A 14,859-nucleotide genomic window follows, 5' to 3' on the forward strand; every position below is an offset into this window, starting at 1 on the left:
CCACCCCCTTCACCTATATAACGATTGAAACCGCCATTTGTTACAATAATCTCTTTTTTCCTGTTATCTTTTTGTCCCGCCATGGTTTTGTGTATGTCGCATGTTATAATAAGAGAAACCAATCACTAATGTGGGGGATTGTTATGAGAAAATCAGCTGCTTTTATCGTTATGATTCTATTTACAGTTGTTACCGCTGCTTGTTCCGATGACGAAATAACACCGCAGGAACGTTTTGATACATACGTGGACCACTGGAATGAACAGACATTTTCCAGGATGTACGACATGCTGACCAGTAATGCCACCGATACGTATTCAACAGAAGCATTTGTCGATCGCTACCAAAAAATATACAAAGACTTGCAAATCACCGACTTGAATGTCACCTATGATGGCCTGTCGGATAAGGAAACGGAACAAGCCATGGACAAAGGAACCGCGCAATTCCCGTTCACCGTTGAAATGAATTCCATTGCCGGACCGATTAGCTTTGACTACCAGGCAACGCTTATCAAAGAAGGCGAGGATGACAATGAAAACTGGTATGTCAAATGGGATCCGGGGTTTATTTTTCCGGAAATCAAAAACGGCGGTGATATCAGCCTCGATATAACCGAACCGGAGCGCGGGGACATTTTGGACCGCAATCGGTTGCCTTTGGCGCTTAATGTGAGGGCAAACGATGTCGGTATTATCCCTGGAAAGCTTGGGGATCAGCCAGAAGAGACGAAACAAACCATCGCCGACGTTCTCGATCTATCCACTGACATGATCAACAACAAGCTGAACCAGGACTGGGTCGGTCCGAACATGCACGTACCGTTAAAGACAGTGCGTAATGAGAAGAAGGACCTGCTGGCCACGTTGCGCAACATAGAAGCCATTTCAATGCACGATACCACCACACGGGCGTATCCGCTCGGCAAAGCTGCAGCACACCTGACAGGCTACATTGGTCAAATAACGGCCGAGGAACTGGACGAGATGGATTCCGATAACGCTTACGATAAAAATGACATGATTGGAAAACGCGGTCTGGAACAATTATACGAGGACCGGCTGAAAGGCAAACAAGGCGTGACCATTCGTGCCGTCACTGACGACGACAAAACCGTCATTGCCGAAAAACCAGTGGAAAACGGGAAAAACGTTGTTACAACCATCGACGCCGATATTCAGGAAACCATCTACGAATCGTATGACGATAACGCAGGGACAGCAGCCGCCATCCATCCAAAAACCGGCGAAACCCTGGCGCTCGTGAGTGCTCCGGCATTCGATCCAAACAAGTGGGTATTCGGTATCTCCCAATCAACATACGACCAATTGCAGAACGACCCGCAACGCCCGCTGATTAATCGATTTACAGCAACATTTTCACCTGGTTCAGCCATGAAGCCGATCACAGCATCGGTCGGCCTCGCTGACGGTAACATTGTTCCCGGAGAAGGTATTGAGATTAACGGACTTACGTGGAGCAACGGCGAGGGATGGGGCGATTATAAAGTGCGGCGCGTCTCTGAATCGCAGGGACCGGTTGACGTAACGGATGCATTGATCCGCTCCGACAACATCTATTTTGCCATGAAAGCCGTCGATATGGGTGGAGACACATTTGTTAACGGGCTTGAACAATTCGGATTTGGCGAAGACATCCCTTTCCCCTATGCCATGGAACAATCAACTGTTTCCCAAAGCGGGTCCATTGATGAGGAAATACTGCTCGCCAATACGGCTTACGGCCAAGGGGAAGTTCAAATAAGCCCTCTGCATCTGGCGCTGAGCTATACACCCTTTTTGAACAATGGCGATATGATAAAGCCCACGTTGCTCGCCGATACGGAGACAAATCAAATATGGAAGGAAAACCTTCTGAATAAAAAACAAGCATCCGTTATCCAAAAGGCCCTCCGGAAAGTCGTTGCTTCCCCGAAAGGAACCGCTGGCGGCGCGCAAAAAGCCGACTTCCCGATTGCCGGGAAAACCGGAACCGCGGAACTCAAACGGACCAGTGAGGAAGACGGCGCAGAAAACGGATGGTTTGTTGGCTACCCAGCTGATAAACAGAATGTCTTAATCGCCATGATGATCAAAGACACTCAGGATAAAGGGGCGAGCGGCTATACCGTCAACAAAGTTACAGACATTCTGAAAACCATCCGATGAGATGCGACCCTTTCCATAGCACGGTGATACAACAGGCTGTCCCGAATTAACGATCGGGGCGGCCTATTTCTATTTGGACGCCGCATACGGGGCAATAAGCGGCATCCGCCGGTACTTCATGGGTGCATGACCAGCATACAGTCAACACCTCCGCGTCTTCTTCCTCCCCATTAACCGCCTTCCCGCACTCTGGACAGAACACATCCTCCCTGGCAAGCATTGCACCACAGGTACACTCAGCCGGTTCCTCTTTTTTCTGTCCCGCTTCTTTCAACAAGTCATAAATGTTCGTATCCAATTCCTGAACAGCACTGGCCTTTTCCTCAACAATCGGCTCAATCGACTCCCCGCGCCGGTAAGCAAGATACACTTCCTGTCCCAATTCAATCAGCCGTTTGGACTTGGTCGAGGTCAGGTCATTTATTTGTTGTTTGGTATTGGTTGGTTTCTTCATCGTACCCCACCTTTTTTCTCAATCAGTTTCCTTATAAGCACACCAATAGACGCCGTCACACCAACATAGAGTAAACTGATGATACATGTTCGGAGCAATCTGAACCCCATGAACACCGATTCATCCCCGAGAAAACGACGAAAGGTTTCCCCGGATTGAAACACTTGATTCATCGACGTGTAAAAGGCAAAAAAGGTCATAATACCTGCCACGACAAACGTATAGACAAGCACCAACCGGAGCGAACCGTTGTGCCCTTTTGCCAACCAAAAGCCGGCAGCGATGAAAAAGACAGCCAGGACCATCATTACAAACACATGTGAAGACGCAAAAAAATCAGGCGGAATGACAAATCCAATCGCCGACTTATCTTCCTCTGAGACGTCGGACAAAAAGGAATAGGTCTTCGGCGCAGGTCCGGGTCGTTTGATAATAATCGTATTTCCAGTAGCAAGTTGGATCGCCAAACCAGCCATCTTCCCGATAAACGACATATTGTTGTAAACAGATGACCCCATGCCCGAACTCGATGAGCCGTCCGTTTCCAACTGCGGATTGTATTGCGTATGAAGCAATGCCGTCACGAGCAGCATCAGCACATACGCAGCCATTGCTGTAAAAATACCATAACGAATCCCCCGCTCACCGTCAGACAATCGGGGCTTACGATGGCGCATCTCCCACAAACCCATGCCGGCATAACTGAAAATAAACCCTAATATGACGCCATTAATGAGGGCATTGGTTGAATAGAACGTGAGAGACGTCTCGTAATGGCTGTTACCCGTAACGTGGGAGATGCCACTGGACTGGGATATAACCCCCAGCAAAGCCGCATACCCGACTGCGAAAACCACCGCCGCTTTCCATGCTGTCACCTCATGATGCCAATGTTTTATGACGTACCCGCCTGTTACGAGAGCGATTACCGCGATCACAGCCATAAATCCCAATCCGGTGGAAAAATACGAAATATGCTGCATGAAATCATCATTTTCCAATATAAGAGAGATCCCTGTCAGATTGGCAAACATCGATACATCCAAAAAATTCAATGACTCCAGTACCGGCCGGTCTACCGGAAGTTGAACTTGCAAATATCCGACAGACTGCGTTACCCGATAAACATAGAAAACGATGAACTGACTGATAACGAACAATAAGCCCGTCGATACTAGCAATCCCGGTAATACTTTCCGGCCAAGCGTCGGATTGAACGATGTTTGCGGAGCGGACCCAGCTCGTTCATATGTATCGAGCGAACGGCCACACGTAGTGCAATACATCGCCGCTTCATGACCGGAATTCGTCCTGCATTCCGGACAACGCTTTGATTTCCGGGATTGTACCTTATCCGCATCCCCCGTCGTTTGCAACGGATAGCCATCCTGAGGGCAATATAATTGATAGGAATTGTATGTCTTGCCACATTTTTTGCAGTACAACGGACACCCTCCCATAATCTCTTTTTCCATCATATCAAATCCGGTCGGTACGGTGTTGTGTTTCTAAGGAAAAATTCCGGAAATAATGACTATTGTTGATTGAAAAAGCCACCCCGCAGAATGGGATGGCTTCATGGTACAACGACTTATTTTGATGGTTTTTTGTTGGATGCCCGATACAGATACCATGCAACAGCCGCTATGGCGACCAGTGAAACAAACGGTCCGAAGTATGGTTCTTCAGGGAATGTCGCCCCGAACGTTATAGCCAGCGCTATAAAGACACCCATCAATGCCTCTCCGGCAATATAACCGGATGCGAGCAAAATACCGCGTTCAGTTTTCTCTTTAAGATCCTGCTCATTTTTCGTACGACGCGTAATAATACCGCGGATAAACCCGCCGAGCATAATTGGTGCGGTCGTATGAATCGGCAAATACAGGCCGACAGCAAACGGCAGAGAACCAATGCCGAAAAGCTCAACAGCCGCTGCCGTCGCTGCTCCAATAAAGATCAGGCTCCACGGCAAATCGCCACTCATAATGCCGTCCACAATCATTGACATGAGAACGGCTTGTGGTGCGGGTAAGTCTTCTGAACCGAATCCATGCACATTATCAAGCAAAATAAGAATAAAACCAATAACGATACTGGTGATCAGTACACCATACAACTGAGCTATTTGCTGCCATTTCGGTGTCGAACCAACGATGAAACCCGTTTTCAAGTCCTGGGATGTATCCCCGGCAATCGCCGCTGCAATACAGACGACGGAACCGATGATAATCGCAGTCGTCGCGCCTGCTTGTCCCGTTTGACCAATGGCAGACAGGACAAGTGAAATAAAAATCAGTGCCCCGATCGTCATACCCGAAACAGGGTTGGACGAACTTCCGACAATACCGACAATCCGTGACGATACCGTTACAAAGAAGAAACCAAAAATAAACAAAAGAATCGCACCAACGAAACCGACATTAATCGCTGGGTAAAATAATAGAATCCCCATAAACACCACCGTCAAAACGACAATCAGCGTCATCGGAATATCACGGTCCGTGCGCAGATCCTCTGTTTCACCAGCAGAGGAAAACCCTTTAATAGCTCCAGCAAATGACGAGGCGATCGTCGGCAATGTTTTAATCAGCCCCATAATACCGCCAAACGCAACCGCCCCGGCACCGATATAACGTAAATAATTATCCCATATATCGTGAAAGCCCATTTCGGCTATAGGTTTTTCGCCCGGATAAATCGGCGTGGTTGCCACATCACCAATAAAACTAATCAATGGAATGATGCCAAGCCAGCCCAAGACACCACCGGCGAACATGATCCCGGCAATGCGCGGGCCGATAATATAGCCGACACCAAGCATGGCGGGAAGTGTATCCATTCCAATGGCGGCGTTTTTAAATTTATAAATTTCCCATTCCACCGATGACGGAAACGCTTTGACCGCATCTGTCAGCATTTTGAATACCGCACCGATACCAAGGCCGCCCATTACCAATTTTGCACCTTTCCCGCCTTCTTCTCCGGCATGCAGAACCTCGGCACAAGCGGTTCCTTCCGGATACGGGAGCGTTTCATGCTCTTGCACAATCAACGCACGCCGGAGCGGAATCATCAGGACAACTCCCAATATACCACCGGCCAATGCAATAATGGCTATGGTAAGCAAACTGGGCTCCAGCTGCCAAATGAACAGTGCGGGCAACGTGAAAATAACACCGGCAGCGAGCGATTCCCCTGTCGATGTAATCGTCTGGACAATATTATTCTCCAGAATCGACGTCCGCTTCAGAATGATACGGAGAACAGCCATCGAAATAACCGCGGCCGGAATCGAGGCGGACACCGTCATCCCCACAATCAGCCCCAAATACGCATTGGCTGCACCGAATACGAGGACCAATAACGCACCAATGATCATCGCCACCCATGTGAACTCGGATGGATGTTTTGATGCCGGAACGTACGGCTGAAATGGTTGTTTCTCCTTATTTTGTTTTGTCATGGTGACCACCTTCCTGTAGTTATTGAAAATGAAGCCTATTTTCATACAAATATTAAAATAATTGACAATAAAGCATAAATTCCCTGAAAATAGAAATCCCTTACTATGGCATCATAGTAAGGAATAGCCCTTCATTTTTATTTGGCTTATAAAGTAAAACGTCATTCAGTGAGATTCATGCTCTCTCACTGAATGATCATTGTATGATAAATAAAGCTCATTTTTTTACCTTTTAATTTTACCATGAAACCATCCAAGAAAAAAGAGAGATTTCACATGACGCGGAAGTGAAATCTCTCCTTTTCAGGCTGTACCTTGTTCGGCTAAAGAAACTTAACCAAGCTGTTAAACGTTTCCTTATCACGTTCATCAAGGGCTTTGTCGATCAACCGTTTAACATTTTCATGTTCCAGTTGTTCAATCACAGCTGACTGATTGGACGATATTTGTTTTTGTTCTTCTATCTGTTTCTGCTCTTGCTGTTGATTCAGCATATACGGTTTGACAATTGATTGGAGCTGAGCCATAAATTCTGGCATCGCCGTTAAGTCCGTCATATTTAAATAGATGATTTCTTTTCCTTTTTGAAACGTGAATCGTGCACCCACATTTTCTACCTTTCCGGTTCGGCGGTTCATTCGGATTTCCTCGGATTCAATGGGCACAAACTGGTAAACTTGCTGATTAATAACAATCGCAAAATACTGATAAGCCAAAACCACACGGACATTAGCCTCATCTGTTTTAATATAATAAGGTTTTAACATTTTTACCGTTAGCATTCCCCACCCCTCCCCGAAGTCGTACAGTAATTCTAACTTTTCTGTAAATTTATTATACTATACGATTTTGAAAATAACAAGTGATATTTTCAGAAAAAAATATGTAAAAAATGCCACTGACCAAAGTCAGCAGCACAAACGACCCCACTTATTTGTGCAAGGAGTGTACGATCGTTTGGATATGCGATTTCAGATGACTGTCGTTTACGGTTTGCATATACGCCTTTTCCCAAGCCTGCCATCGTCTTCCCGCCGTCTCCAGATAACGCATACCTTGTTTCATACAGGATTTATACTGCGCGTATACATCGTGAATTTCATCTGCATACGCCTCATCTGTTCCCGGCGCGACAAACTTTTCATACATGTCAATGATCGTTTCTCCGTGACGTTCCGGAAAAAATTCATGCGGATCCGTGCTGTCAAAGATGCAAAAATCCAACGCCCGCACCAACACCATATCAATGCTCTCCGGATCAAAACTGCAATAATACAGCTCCACATCCAACCCATGATCAAGACAGGCATTGGCAATTCTCTTCATGAAAACCGATTTGCCCGTTCCCGCACGGCCTTTAATGTAATAAACATGGGGTATGTTTTCGATAAGGTGCGGAACGACATTCACCACCCCATCTGCCGTGTTTGTGCCGAACAGTCGGTGGTATCGCCGTGGCTCCCGGTGCTTTTCAGGCACATCCATTAATAACTCGTTGATGAAACGATCGATATAGGCATCAGCACGAGAAAAATTCATTTGATTAATATAGATGGCCTCCAAGTTATCATGAATATGAAGCCCTTCCGCAAAACTGTCATACGCTTTCTGCATGAGTTCGTTTATATCCGGCTGATTTGTTACTGGCAGCGGGAATGTTTGGGTCAAGTCAATCACAGACGTATAGGTTGTTGCAATGGATTCGTCAATAAACGCTAATGATTGATCACGTATAATGATGCCATCCAGATAGGTATTGGCAAATGAACTTTGCAGCACTTCTAAATAACGATTGTCGTAATGATGAAACAAATGTTTAATCACTGCTGTTTTTAACGATTTTGATGGATGCTGCAATGCGATGATACGGTCAATATCGTGTATGTTTTCATCGAGATGATTGACAAGGCCCCCCGCCGTGTTACCAGTGACATAATAATGTAAAGGAGACAACAGAACACATCCTTACCATAATTAATGATACCGCCTATACAGTATATGCGAAGAAAAGGCAAAATGTGTACAATTTTATTTTTATTTATTCTCTATTATCATGTTATTAGCAGATCACTTGATTGTGAATTGATCATAACAGTCTCTATACCGTCTGAGGTGGTGCCAAAACGCTCTTAATACTAGAATAGCAACCTCAACAAACTAGTACTTTTAGATCTATATGATCAAAACAATGCACACACGTCAACATTCAATACCATTCCGCTCTCCTGTCCTGGAAAATGGGAATTTGGTCCCGGACGTTATCAACGTTGGCCGTGTCGATGTCGGCGAGGACGATTTTTTCATTCGGTCCGCCGTCTGTAACGATGTCACCCCACGGATCGATCACCATGGATTGTCCGCCGAATTCGTTTTTCGGATCCGATCCCACTCTGTTACATGCGACAACATAGCACTGGTTCTCAATAGCACGAGCCTGCAGCAAGGTGCGCCAATGATCTATGCGCTGTTTTGGCCATTGTGCGACGACATACATGACCTTTGTCCCATTCACGGCAGACTTACGCATCCATTCCGGAAAACGGATGTCATAGCAGATGAAGCCGGCTGAGTCGGTCTCTGCCAATTCAAAGTCCGGATAATCTTCTCCACCCGTCAAATGCACATGCTCATCCATCAGCTGGAATAGATGGAGCTTGCTGTACGTATGGACAAGGTTTCCGTCTTCATCTATGATGATCATCGTATTTTTCATGGATTCACCGGACAATTCGGCTGCCGATCCACCTACGATCGCGACATGGTACTGCTGGGCCAGGTCACTTAAAAACTCAATGGTCGCCTTCAAATCTTTATCGGCCAGTTCATCAAAACGTTTCAAATCGTAGCCTGTGTCCCAAAGCTCCGGCAAAACAATGATGTCTGCTCCCGATTGCACAGCATCCATCACCCATTTGCCGACGAAATGAAAATTTACTTTCGGGTCACCATATGTTACATCCATTTGAACCATTGCCACTTTTTTCTTCACAATGTTCACCTCCTACCATTAGATTATCATGACAAAAATGATCAGCCTAATGATGGCCATTCGTTATAGTCACAGCCTATGATAATGATAGAAAATTCCCAATTGATTATACATTCATTGTGTTCTACCATATATATAAATCATTGATCAAGGAGGAGTCCAGATGAGTAAGGCTACATTTTATCATGCAGGGTGTCCGGTTTGTCAGGATGCAGAAAAGAACATGCTCGGATTTTTGGATCAATCAAAAGTGAATGTAGAAGTTGTTGACTTTAACCAAAACGCCTCACGGATTAATGAGGCTGAATCTGCTGGAGTGAAATCGGTCCCGGCCCTCGTTTTGGATGGTCAGCCCTATCATATTAATTACGGAGCAAGTATTGAGGATGTCAAAAACGGATGAATGACATATGACTTTAATGATTCATATGCTATATAAAGTGAGAGGTATCGAAATGATACGCTCTCATTTTATTGTTTTAAACGTCTCACTTATCTGCGTGACTTGTTGTATGAACGCCCGAGTCGTCATACACATAAATTTATCTTCCCGATACAAAAACCCGATTTGTTGCTCCACGGTTGGATTGACCAACCGAACATTGGTTATCCGGGCATGGGTCAACTGATCCAAATAAGAAGAAGGCAAAATGGTGGCACCGATCCCCTCTGAAACCATTTGAACAAGAGAATCGAGCGTCGTTACCTCCAGCGTTGGTTTCAACGTCATGCCGATTTCCGAACTATACTTGTCAATGAGCTGCCGCAAATAATAATCGGGAGGAAACAGAACAATCGGGTAGTGGTTTAGTGTTTCCAAATCCACCTCAGTATTGGCTGCAAGCATATGATCAACGGGGACAGCGAGCGAAAGGTCTTCTGTGTACAAAGGAATGGACGTCAACCCGTCCTCGTCCGTCGGCAGGAATGAAATACCCAGATCCAAATGATTTTCAAACAGCCCCGTTTTAATATCACGAGCTTTCCATCCATATACGGATAATTCAACATTGGGATACAGTTGCTTGAATGTGGCAATAGCGGAGGGCAATAAGTAACTGACACACGTCAACAATGATCCAACCGCGAGTTTACCTGTCTGTAATCCATTTAAATCTCTTAATGCAGCTTGAGCTTGTTCTATTTCATAAAAGACTCGCTCCCCATAATGCAGCAATATTTCCCCTGCTTCTGTCAAGGCGATCTTTTTGCCTATTCGATCAAACAGTGGGACCCCTACTTCTCCTTCCAATATTTTAATTTGTTGGCTGAGTGTTGGCTGGGAAATATTCAGTTTGTCAGCAGCCCGTGAAAAATGCAATTCGTTACTCACCGCCATGAAATATTCAAGTTGCCTCAGCTCCATAGTCTATATCCTTTCCCATATAAGTGTCTGCCTGCTATTGTACACGATACTGATTATTATGAAATTTTTCTGCTTATACATGGATGTCATCCGAGGAAAGACTGCGTAAAATCGTTGGGGTCTTATATAACTCCAAACAAAAAAGGCACCGGATAATCAGTGCCCATACATGCGAATAGGATGCCCGCAATCCAGCATCCTTTGCCTTTATCAATTCATTGTTGTTGCTTTGATTTCATTCATCTGCCAATTCAGGAAGCGTGCGTATTTCTTTATTCATGGGAGATTGACATAGTGGGCATTCCGGTTCTTCATGGAAACTGTACGATTCTCTCATCCAACCGGCGCACTCGTCATTGGTACATGCCCATACATTGGTATCCACTTCCGGCGCTGCCTTCTTGGAGCCTCGTGAAAATGACATGAACAGCATCTCCTTTCATGGTTATTAGAACCATTATACGCTTTTGCAGAAGAATAGTAAAATTTTGCTTGTCCGATTCGTCACAAGTTGCCTCTCATTTACAGGACAAAGGTTTCGATGGCTTTGCCAACACCATCCTGTTCATTCGTGTCGGTAACATAATCGGCGGCTTGACGGATGGCTTTCTGAGCATTGCCCACAGCCACGCCTATGCCGGCAGCCTGGATCATCTTCATATCATTTAGACTATCCCCCATGGCCAAAACGTGTTGCATGGTGATTCCTAGTTCGTGACATACCCGTTCAAGCGCACTTGCTTTACTGACGCCTTTCGGGTTCACTTCAATATTTGTCGGCAATGAATTGGTCAGTTCCAGATCATCATAATGGGAAAGTTCACTAATAATGTGGTTCAATTTATCCGTATCAAGGGAATCGCAACCAAACTTAAGCCAATCATGTTTTGAAAAGTCAGTCGCCCCTTCTTCCTGCCATAGATTATCGGTCGATACCATCCACGTATTAACATCAAGCCAGTTGCATAATTCCCACATCATACGGACCCGTTCCGGCTGAAGTAAGTGCCGCTCGATTAAGTTGTTATCAACCGTCTGAATCTCACCACCATTGCACGTGATTAAATACGAATCCAGTTGCAATAACTGAGCATACGACAAGCAGGATTCATACCATCGTCCTGTACAGAGAACGACGCGGACATCGTTGGCAAGCGCCTCTGCAATACGCTTTCGGTTTAATTCCGAAATGGTTTCATCCTTCGTTAATAATGTTCCATCCATATCCAATGCAATTAATTTCACATCCATTTTGTCCGACGCCTTTCGTTTTATTATTCCCCTGCCCATACCGTTACATGTAAATGTATCTGTAAGGCCAACTTAGCAGACTATTTATAACAATATAACTATCATACCATATTTCTCCCTTTTCGTAACGCTGTTTTGTCTTTCATCCAAAGCGCATTGCTTTTCCCTTCTTTTACCACTATAATAAAAATGCATCGTATGATAACGATTGCATCTTGGTATTATTCTTTTTTATTGACGTGAAGGGGGAATCACACATGATGACAGCAGCATGGAGTTGGTTGTGGGACAAGCATGACCAAGCGAAAGAACTTCTGCGATTTTTTGCGCGACCTAATGACGCCAAAATGGGGTCGGAAAACACCCATCCCAACGACACAACAGGCAACGGAGGCGGGAATAACAACCGTTCTTACAAACCAGCACAGCTCATCGGCTTATTATTAGGTCCTATACTTTTTATAGCTACCATTCTATTTTTCCACCCTGAAGGACTTGGAGCAGACGCACGGGCTATCCTTGCCAGTACCCTCTGGATCGCCGTCTGGTGGATGACGGAAGCTGTTCCCATTCCGGTGACATCGCTTCTTCCGATTATATTGTTTCCGCTCACAGGTGGATTGGATGTAGATACGACAACATCCTCCTATGGGGACGATACCATTTTCCTGTTTATGGGCGGTTTTATGATAGCACTGGCCATGGAAAAATGGAATCTTCATCGCCGGATTGCGTTGACCATCATTACTTTGATTGGAACCAATACCGAACGAATCATTCTCGGATTTATGGTGGCCACCGGCTTTTTGTCCATGTGGATTTCCAACACAGCTACCGCTATGATGATGGTACCGATTGGGCTGGCTATTATCTATCAAGTATCCGATCAGCTGAAAGACGATGAGTCCATTGACACATCGCCAGAGAACTTCGGCTTCGGAAAAGCGTTAATGCTCGCTATCGCCTATTCCGCATCGATCGGTGGTATCGCCACATTGATTGGGACACCACCAAACACGGCTCTCGCAGGAACGATCGATAAATTATACGGCATCGAACTATCCTTTGCCAAATGGATGTTGTTTGGCGTACCTATTGCTTGGCTATTCATATTTATCGTCTGGTTCTATCTGGTGAAAATAGCTTATCCTTTAAAATTCAACGAACTTCCCGGCGGAAAAGAAGTCATTCAAAAGGAAAAAGACGATTTGGGCCGAGCATCATATGAAGAAAAACTAGTATTGACAGTTTTTGGTCTGGCTGCCCTGTCGTGGATCAGTCGTTCATTCGTTTTAGCGAAACTCAATGACAATATTAATGATGCCATTATTGCAATGACGGCCGCTATCATTCTATTTATGATTCCATCGAAAAACAATAAGAATGATCGCTTACTGGACTGGAATACAGCTGTTAAGCTTCCGTGGGGAATTTTGCTTTTGTTCGGTGGCGGACTTGCTATAGCGAGCGGGTTCAGCCAATCGGGACTATCGGAATGGATTGGCAGTCAACTAACGGTTCTCGAAAATATGAATCTATTTATCGTCTTGCTCGTCGTTGCCGGTATGGTCATTTTCTTAACAGAAATTACGTCCAACACGGCTACAGCCAATATGATGTATCCGATTATGGCGTCCCTGGCGATCGCACTCGGCATCCATCCCTATGCGGCGATGATTGCAGCGGGAGTTGCGGCATCATGCGCCTTCATGCTTCCGGTGGCAACACCGCCCAATGCTGTTGTATTCGGTTCGGGATATTTACGGATACCGGATATGGCCAAAACCGGGGTTGCCCTGAATATCCTCGGTATTTTGCTGGTTGGTTTAGCTGTTTATTTCTGGCTCCCGATTGCGTGGGACATTAATTTGAATCATGTACCGGAAATGCTCAAAAACCAATAAAAAAAGCCGCGATGGCAAACGTCCTTCCTGAAGGAGAGCCATCATGCGGCTTTTCTTTTTTTATATTGCACCATGCGAATGAACAAAACGTACAAAACCGGTATACACATGATGATAACCATCAGTCCCGTCCAACCGAAACGGTGCCACAACGGGCTGAGTACCGAACTGCCCAGGGAGACACCGATATAATAGGAAACAAGATACAGACTGGAAGCACTGCCCTTATGGTGCGAGACTTCCTCTCCGACCGATGAGGCGGTCAGGGAGTGTGCGGTGAAGAAGCCGAGACAGGTCACACACAAGCCAATAGCAATCATGCTTAAGGAAGAGACCAATGTCAGCAGCATTCCGGCTGCCATGACCACAACCCCGGCAAGCCTTACGCGCCGCAACCCGAAATGCGCAGCCAACCAGCCAGCAATAGGGGAACCAATCACACCTAACCCGTACGCGAGAAACGTATATGAAATAACGTCCAACGGCAGGGAAAATGGCGGTGCTTCAAGATAAAACGGGATATACGTCCACATTCCGGTGAATGACAATTGCAGTACGATCCCAAGACCAAAAATCAGAAGCAATGCCGGATTTTTCAAATGGTAGGCAAACGCTGTTAAATCACGTTTGAACGAATCGTTGCTCGGTTCGAAAAAACGCGACTTCGGAAGCATGATGATAACCGCAGCAAGAATGACAATACCGAGTGCAGCCAACACGTAAAACGCCATTTGCCATGAATAATGATCGGTTATGTAACCAGTCAACACCCGGCCAACCATACCTCCGAGTGCATTACTGGATATGTAAAGAGCCGTGGCCACATGCACACGCTTTTTATCAATTTCTTCATTTAAATAGGCCAAAGCAGCCGCTGGAAGTCCGGCTAACGCCAACCCCTGCAGCATTCGCAGCGCTAATAAAACGATGAACGAATCAAATAATGGTATGACAAGAAAGGGAATGGCAGATCCCGCCAGTGACCACTTAATAAACATCGTTCGCCCATTGCGATCCGATAAAAAACCGAGTAAAATCAGCCCGATTATCAAACCGACAACCGTCAACGATAGCGACAATCCCGACGTAGATACCGACACACCGAATGTTTTTACAAAAACCGGGAACAACGGTTGTACGGCATACAAACCGGCAAATACGAAGAACGATGCCAGTGCCAAACTGATGGTGATTCGCCAAAACGGAACATATATCGTTGATTGATCCTGCTGTCGCATTTGTTTCACATCCAATAATAATC

General features: G+C 45.6%; 13 protein-coding genes. 3 read left to right on the plus strand and 10 right to left on the minus strand.

From position 1 onward, the window contains the following. The first annotated feature begins 143 nt into the window (after positions 1 to 143). Positions 144 to 2,168 (plus strand): penicillin-binding transpeptidase domain-containing protein, encoded by a 2,025-nt coding sequence (locus ACZ5Q7_RS14415; protein WP_343753870.1) that lies wholly within the window; start codon positions 144 to 146, stop codon positions 2,166 to 2,168. Positions 2,169 to 2,214: 46 nt separating this feature from the next. On the opposite strand, the gene ACZ5Q7_RS14420 is transcribed toward ACZ5Q7_RS14415, so the two are convergent. The 6 genes from ACZ5Q7_RS14420 to ACZ5Q7_RS14445 form a co-directional block, all read right to left on the minus strand. Then, positions 2,215 to 2,622 (minus strand): zinc ribbon domain-containing protein, encoded by a 408-nt coding sequence (locus tag ACZ5Q7_RS14420; protein ID WP_343753872.1) that lies wholly within the window; start codon positions 2,620 to 2,622, stop codon positions 2,215 to 2,217. Beyond that, complete coding sequence (locus ACZ5Q7_RS14425; protein ID WP_343753875.1) at positions 2,619 to 4,067, minus strand: hypothetical protein; 1,449 nt, start codon at positions 4,065 to 4,067, stop codon at positions 2,619 to 2,621. Before ACZ5Q7_RS14425 ends, ACZ5Q7_RS14420 begins: the two co-directional genes overlap by 4 nt. Positions 4,068 to 4,213: 146 nt before the next feature. After that, the gene (locus ACZ5Q7_RS14430; RefSeq protein ID WP_343753877.1) at positions 4,214 to 6,088 is read right to left on the minus strand and encodes an OPT family oligopeptide transporter; all 1,875 of its coding nucleotides are present in this window, start codon (positions 6,086 to 6,088) and stop codon (positions 4,214 to 4,216) included. A gap of 323 nt (positions 6,089 to 6,411) precedes the next feature. Then, the gene (locus tag ACZ5Q7_RS14435) at positions 6,412 to 6,870 is read right to left on the minus strand and encodes an IDEAL domain-containing protein (protein ID WP_343753879.1); all 459 of its coding nucleotides are present in this window, start codon (positions 6,868 to 6,870) and stop codon (positions 6,412 to 6,414) included. 148 nt (positions 6,871 to 7,018) lie between these two features. Further along, positions 7,019 to 8,041 (minus strand): hypothetical protein, encoded by a 1,023-nt coding sequence (locus ACZ5Q7_RS14440; protein ID WP_343753881.1) that lies wholly within the window; start codon positions 8,039 to 8,041, stop codon positions 7,019 to 7,021. Between the two features lie 253 nt (positions 8,042 to 8,294). Further along, positions 8,295 to 9,077, minus strand: a complete 783-nt coding sequence (locus tag ACZ5Q7_RS14445) for a carbon-nitrogen family hydrolase (RefSeq protein ID WP_343753883.1) — start codon at positions 9,075 to 9,077, stop codon at positions 8,295 to 8,297. A gap of 163 nt (positions 9,078 to 9,240) precedes the next feature. Here ACZ5Q7_RS14445 and ACZ5Q7_RS14450 point away from each other — a divergent pair, with 163 nt between their 5' ends. Continuing rightward, complete coding sequence (locus ACZ5Q7_RS14450; RefSeq protein WP_343753885.1) at positions 9,241 to 9,480, plus strand: glutaredoxin family protein; 240 nt, start codon at positions 9,241 to 9,243, stop codon at positions 9,478 to 9,480. Positions 9,481 to 9,543: 63 nt separating this feature from the next. Here ACZ5Q7_RS14450 and ACZ5Q7_RS14455 read toward each other — a convergent pair whose 3' ends face one another. The 3 genes from ACZ5Q7_RS14455 to ACZ5Q7_RS14465 form a co-directional block, all read right to left on the minus strand. Then, positions 9,544 to 10,443, minus strand: coding sequence for a LysR family transcriptional regulator (locus ACZ5Q7_RS14455; protein WP_343753887.1), 900 nt, complete (start codon positions 10,441 to 10,443; stop codon positions 9,544 to 9,546). Between the two features lie 235 nt (positions 10,444 to 10,678). Continuing rightward, a complete protein-coding gene (locus ACZ5Q7_RS14460) occupies positions 10,679 to 10,867 on the minus strand; it encodes a cold-shock protein (RefSeq protein ID WP_343753889.1) in 189 nt (62 codons plus the stop codon). 98 nt (positions 10,868 to 10,965) lie between these two features. After that, positions 10,966 to 11,694 (minus strand): Cof-type HAD-IIB family hydrolase, encoded by a 729-nt coding sequence (locus ACZ5Q7_RS14465; protein ID WP_343753891.1) that lies wholly within the window; start codon positions 11,692 to 11,694, stop codon positions 10,966 to 10,968. A gap of 257 nt (positions 11,695 to 11,951) precedes the next feature. Here ACZ5Q7_RS14465 and ACZ5Q7_RS14470 point away from each other — a divergent pair, with 257 nt between their 5' ends. Beyond that, positions 11,952 to 13,598 (plus strand): SLC13 family permease, encoded by a 1,647-nt coding sequence (locus ACZ5Q7_RS14470; protein ID WP_343753893.1) that lies wholly within the window; start codon positions 11,952 to 11,954, stop codon positions 13,596 to 13,598. Positions 13,599 to 13,639: 41 nt separating this feature from the next. On the opposite strand, the gene ACZ5Q7_RS14475 is transcribed toward ACZ5Q7_RS14470, so the two are convergent. Further along, positions 13,640 to 14,836, minus strand: coding sequence for an MFS transporter (locus ACZ5Q7_RS14475; protein ID WP_343753895.1), 1,197 nt, complete (start codon positions 14,834 to 14,836; stop codon positions 13,640 to 13,642). Positions 14,837 to 14,859 lie beyond the last annotated feature (23 nt).

The sequence above is a fragment of the Lentibacillus halophilus genome (assembly GCF_055395055.1).